The sequence below is a fragment of the Microcystis sp. M44BS1 genome (assembly GCF_020244875.1).
Classification (GTDB): domain Bacteria; phylum Cyanobacteriota; class Cyanobacteriia; order Cyanobacteriales; family Microcystaceae; genus Microcystis; species Microcystis panniformis.
In genome coordinates, this window is the sequence record NZ_JADBVM010000179.1 from 1 (window position 1) to 5,011 (window position 5,011).

The window sequence follows — 5,011 nt, forward strand, 5'->3', positions numbered from 1 at the left end:
TTAAACTAGAACCCGATAGTGATGGCATAATGCGCTCCCAAATCTTCCCCGGTTTATGGCTAGATAAAAACGCTTTATTAATGGGCGACTTAGGAAAAGTTTTAGTGATTTTGCAGCGGGGGTTAGAAACAGCAGAACATCGAGATTTTGTCAATAAACTAACTGCCAATCACAGCTAGATTGTAAAATTAGACAATTATTCTTGATCCACTGTCTTATAATTACAGTAAAGAGTGAGCTAAGACGCATTTAAACCGCCTATCCTTAGATTAGCCGAATTTTCCCCGCCCCCCCAACCCCCCCGACGTCGGGGGGCTTGCCTCTTGCCTCTTGCCTCATCTCAACCAGCAATTTAAATGCGCGGGCAGCTTATTTATGTCAAATCTAATCCTTTTCTGGCATCGTCGCGATTTACGTCTCTCGGATAATATTGGACTGAGTAAAGCTAGGGAGCGTAGTCCGAAAATTATCGGGGTTTTCTGCCTCGATCCTGCTATTTTAGAAGGGGATGATATCGCCCCTGCTAGAGTTGCCTATCTCCTCGGTTGTCTAGAGGAATTAGAAAAAAATTATCGCCAAAAAGGTAGTCAATTACTGATTATTCGCGGCAACCCCAGTCAAACACTCGTCAACTTAGCCAGCAATTTATCGGCAAAAGCAGTTTTTTTTAACCTCGATATCGAACCCTATGCGCGTCAACGGGATCAACAGGTAATCGCCGCTTTACAAACAAAAGGAATTGAGGTAGAAACCTTCTGGGATCAACTTCTCCATGCCCCCGGACAAGTCCTCACCCTCTCAAAAAGTCCCTACACCGTATATACTCCTTTTTGGAAAAATTGGAGCCAATTAACCAAAGCCAGCCCCACAACCCTAGAAAACCTGCAAGGATTAGACGAAAATGAGGGGGAGAAACTCGCAGAAACTATTAACTTACCAACCCTAGAAAATTTAGGTTTTACTTGGCAAAATCCCTTACCCCTCACCCCCGGAGAAAAAGCCGCTACTAGCAGATTAGAAGAATTTTGTCAAGGGGTTATTAACAATTATCAAGAAGATCGTAACTTCCCCGCTTTCGATGGCACCTCGCGGTTGAGTGCCGCTTTAAAATTTGGGGCGATTGGTATTCGCACGATTTGGACGGCAACCCTAGAGTTATTAGAAAATTGCCGCGCTCAGGAAGCAAAAGATAGTATTATCACTTGGCAGCAAGAGTTAGCTTGGCGGGAATTTTACCAGCATTGTCTCTATTTTTTCCCAGAATTGGCGGTCGGTGCTTATAGAAAAGAATTTCGTCATTTTCCTTGGCAGGATAACGAAGAACATTTTCAAGCTTGGTGCCAGGGAAAAACTGGCTATCCGATCGTTGACGCGGCGATGCGACAATTAAATGAAACGGGATGGATGCACAATCGTTGTCGCATGATCGTGGCGAGTTTTTTAACCAAAGATTTAATTATTAACTGGCAAAAAGGCGAAAAATACTTCATGCAGAAACTTTTTGATGGCGATTTAGCCGCTAATAATGGTGGTTGGCAGTGGAGTGCCTCTAGTGGCATGGATCCGAAACCTTTAAGAATTTTTAACCCCGCTAGTCAGACACAAAAATTCGATCCAGAAGGGGAATATATTCGTCAATGGTTGCCGGAATTAGCTTCCGTAGATACGGAATATTTAGTAACTGGGAAAATCCCCCGCTTAGAAAGACATCGTTGCGGTTATCCTGAGCCAATTGTCGATCATAATCAACAACAAAAAGAATTCAAACGACTCTATAGTAATCAGAAGCCAAAACGGTAAAACTAGCTACTTTTGACCGGCTTTAATCTGGTTCCAAACATCCTCTAAACTTAGATATAACACAGGCACAACAATTAAACTCAACAGGGAAGAAGTGACTAAACCTCCCACAATCACCATCGCCATGGGTTGCCGCAATTCCGCACCGGTACCCAATCCCAAAGCGAGCGGAATCATGCCTAAAATTGTCGAACAAGTGGTCATTAAAATCGGTCTTAACCTAATCATTCCCGTTTCTAAAACCGCTTCCTCCCGACTCCAACCCTGTTGACGCAATTGGTTAGTATAATCCAGCAATAACACAGCGTTCTTATCGAGTAATCCCAAGAGGAAGATAAACCCGATCAGAGAAATCATACTAAACTCACTACCCGTTACCAATAACCCCAACATTGCCCCCACAATCGCTAAAGGTAAACATAAAGCGATGACGATAGTTTCTAACAGTCTTCTGAATAATAGCCATAAAACTCCTAACATTAAAATTGTCGCTAGGATTAAAGTGCGACCAAAACTGCCCAAAACATCGCTACTTTGAGAAGAAGTACCCCAACGCTGTAAAGTTATCCCTTCCGGTAAAGGAATCGCTTCAATTTTAATCGCCGCATCTTCTAATCCTAAATCCGGACTGAGATTAGCACTGAGAAAAATCGCCTGTTGACCATTTAAACGCTCGATCGCCAAAAAATCCCCCCGCTCATTTAATCTAGATGATAGGGAAATATCCTTCAAACCAGCGATTTTAGCGGCCTCAACCCGCAATTTCTCGGCACTATCGCGCAATAGCGGCAAATTATCGCTTTTAATCGCAATTTGGATCGGCTTTTCCGCTTCCGTCTGCACAAAAGGAATGTCCTCGACACTGACATTCACCCCTCTAATTGGCGGTAAAATTTGCCGAATCCGTTGCTGCACGGCACTGGTGTGAGATTTACGATCGCTCTTCAGTGTAACGTGAATTTTGCCTCGATTCGGCTCACCCCGTAAACCGGCGATCAGAAAAGTCGATTCCACTTCCCCATCCCGCAAAATTGGCGCTTCTAATTTGCTGCCATCGCGGATAGTGCGACGCAGGAGAAAACTTTCGGGAGAACTCGCTAACTGGGAAATCCAAGCGAAACTATCACTAGAACTCTTAGCCGTCGGTTTATTAGGGCTAATTTGCGTTATTTTCGGCAAAGGAGAAGTATAAACCAGATTAAACTCGCCGCGATCGAGTCGGGGAATAAATCCCCTAGAAATAAAAGGAATCAGGGCAATACCCGCCAAAAAGGTAATTAGAGCAATAGCAATGACCAGCAAACGATGACGCAATGACCAGTTTAAGAGCCGTCGATAGGCATTCTCAACCGGTCGCTTTTGTTTCGTCATTTTTGCCCGTGACTGCGGTTTCAGCCAATATAATGCCAAAACTGGCGATAAAGTTCTGGCGATCAACAGGGAAAAAATCACCGCAGCCGAGACAGTTAAACCGAAGGGTTGGAAAAACTGCCCCACCGCACCCCCCATAAAAGCCACGGGTATAAACACGGCAACAATGGTTAAAGTGGAAGCAGTCACAGCTAATCCGATCTCCCTTGTCCCCTTGAGTGCCGCATTTTTCGGGGTTTCCCCCGCGTCGATTAAACGGGAAATATTCTCCACATCGACGATCGCATCATCCACGACAATGCCAATCACTAAAGCGAGAGCCAGCAGTGTCAGGGTTTCCAGATTAAACCCATAGATTGCCATGATAATGAAAGTCCCCAAAAGAGATAGGGGGATAACCAGAGCAGAAATGATTGTAGCGGCGAAACTGCCTAAAAATATCAAGATCACCAGCACCGACAGCAAAACTGCCAAAAGTAAATCATCGATCGTGCCTTGTAGGGCAGCGCGAATATATTCCGCTTGGGTTTCAGCTAAAATTATCTTGACATCGGGCAGTTTTTGTGCTATGTCTTTAACCCGTTTTTCTGCTTGAGCGGCCAGATCGAGACTATTGGCTGCACCTTTTTTGATTACCTGCACTGCGATCGCCTCTTGACCATTAAAGCGCACCAGCGTGGGTAATGGTCGGGTTAAACTTTTATGGGGATTATCTTCCCTAACTGTACCTTGACCGAGTAAATTAACTTTCGCTGTACCTGGGAGAGCTTTTAAGGGCGGAATTAAATTATCTTGGGCGATTTGGCTTAATTCTTCTAGAGTTTTCTGCTCACTCACCAGCGCATAGGTAACTGTTGCCGACTCATTTAAATCAACGGGGATAACTTCTGTGGTAGCTTGAGAGGGTAAAGGGACTTGCGAGATAGCCTGTTTAACTGCTGCGGTGGCCTTGTCTAAATTTGTGCCAATTTTAAAGAAAATGCTGATTACTGACTGTCCGGCGGAAGTAGTCGAGGAAATATCACGACGACCGGGGAGAGAGAAAAGAGGATTTTCTAGGGGTTTAGTTAATTGCTGTTCCGTGGTGATAGCAGTAGCTAAATCCGCTTGGGCGTTAATTATTACGACTGGAAAGCTGATATCGGGGAAAAGAGCGTATTTTAAGGAACTAAAAGCTAAAATTCCCGCCACGGCCACCGCTAACCAGAAGGCAATGGTTAACCTCGGTGCATTAATCGCTATTCGAGAGATATTCAGACGTTCTCGCCATGATTCTTTCATCTTTGTTGAATAAGTGGGGTGTCGGGTGTGGGGTGTAGGGTGTGGGGTGTGGGGTGTAGGGTTTTAGGGTTTTAGGGTTTTAGGGTTTTAGGGTTTTAGGGTTTTAGGGTTTTAGGGTTTTAGTGGAAATTACTCTATCTCCCCATTACCCTATTCCCCCATTTTCCTATCCCCTTCTCACTGATAACTGATAACTGATAACTGATAACTGACTCCTAACCCCATGGTAGATGTTGGATTTTTGCAGGAGTTCTATTTTCCGACAAAGATAAGTAAAAATTATTTATTGACTGCAAAAACTTGAGAATATTTAAATTAACATTTCGCAATATTTATAAATTCTTAAGAATTAATTGAGAAAGATTTTTATTTAACAACGACGTTATCATGGTTACAGCGATTTGATAGAATTTCATAGTGGGTTGTTCTGTGCTTTTTTGGGCAGCAATGGTTGAAACCCTTGCCACACCTAGAAGGTGATCCTAATTAAGACGGGTAAATCAGTCAATTTCACCCACAACGATGATCTTTTTTTTATGTAGTTTTATTGCAAAAAAAA

Annotated in this window: 2 protein-coding genes and 1 pseudogene; 2 read left to right on the forward strand and 1 reads right to left on the reverse strand. The window is 43.6% G+C overall.

Features of this window, described 5'->3' with window-relative positions:
• Together IM515_RS14500 and IM515_RS14505 are read left to right on the forward strand one after the other, a co-directional pair.
• Positions 1–179: pseudogene (locus tag IM515_RS14500) on the forward strand (Uma2 family endonuclease); the annotation flags it as partial.
• Positions 180–375: 196 nt separating this feature from the next.
• A complete protein-coding gene (locus tag IM515_RS14505) occupies positions 376–1,800 on the forward strand; it encodes an FAD-binding domain-containing protein (protein WP_287630679.1) in 1,425 nt (474 codons plus the stop codon).
• Positions 1,801–1,806: 6 nt separating this feature from the next.
• On the opposite strand, the gene IM515_RS14510 is transcribed toward IM515_RS14505, so the two are convergent.
• Positions 1,807–4,452: an efflux RND transporter permease subunit gene (locus IM515_RS14510; protein ID WP_287630680.1), complete on the reverse strand. Its 2,646-nt coding sequence runs from the start codon at positions 4,450–4,452 to the stop codon at positions 1,807–1,809.
• Positions 4,453–5,011 lie beyond the last annotated feature (559 nt).

What these genes read in the sequence shown, in the direction of transcription:
- IM515_RS14510 (WP_287630680.1), bottom strand. Translation starts at nt 4,452, where the DNA reads ATGAAAGAATCATGGCGAGAACGTCTGAATATCTCTCGAATAGCGATT.
- IM515_RS14505 (WP_287630679.1), top strand. Translation starts at nt 376, where the DNA reads ATGTCAAATCTAATCCTTTTCTGGCATCGTCGCGATTTACGTCTCTCG.